The organism is Stenotrophomonas sp. GbtcB23 (assembly GCF_019091045.1).
Lineage (GTDB): Bacteria > Pseudomonadota > Gammaproteobacteria > Xanthomonadales > Xanthomonadaceae > Stenotrophomonas > Stenotrophomonas rhizophila_A.
Window position 1 is genome coordinate 1 of the sequence record NZ_JAGXKC010000314.1, and the last position, 305, is coordinate 305.

Genomic DNA, 305 nt, shown 5'->3' on the forward strand with positions numbered 1-305 from the left:
CGGGGTGCTGGACCGATACACCTCCAGCGGCATCCGCGCGACGTTCCCCGAATTGGCCGAGCAGCGCAAACTGGTCGGAAAGTTCTATTTCCGGCCGCCCGGTGGCGAGAGCTGGTGCGACGTCATCCTGCGCCTGCGTGGCGTGATTGGCGACCTGCAGCGCAGCCATGTGGGTGCCAACGTCATGGTCGTGGGCCATCAGGTGATCGTGAACTGCATGCGGTATCTGCTGGAAGGACTGGATGAGCGCGCGATTCTCGATATCGACCGCGAGGGCGATGTGCCCAACTGCGGGGTCACCGAAT

Annotated in this window: 1 protein-coding gene; it reads left to right on the forward strand. The window is 63.6% G+C overall.

Annotation, left to right across the window (positions count from 1 at the left end; translation table 11 throughout):
- Positions 1 to 305 (forward strand): histidine phosphatase family protein (locus tag KVS69_RS19250; RefSeq protein ID WP_217539560.1); only part of this gene is annotated, 305 nt, incomplete at both ends.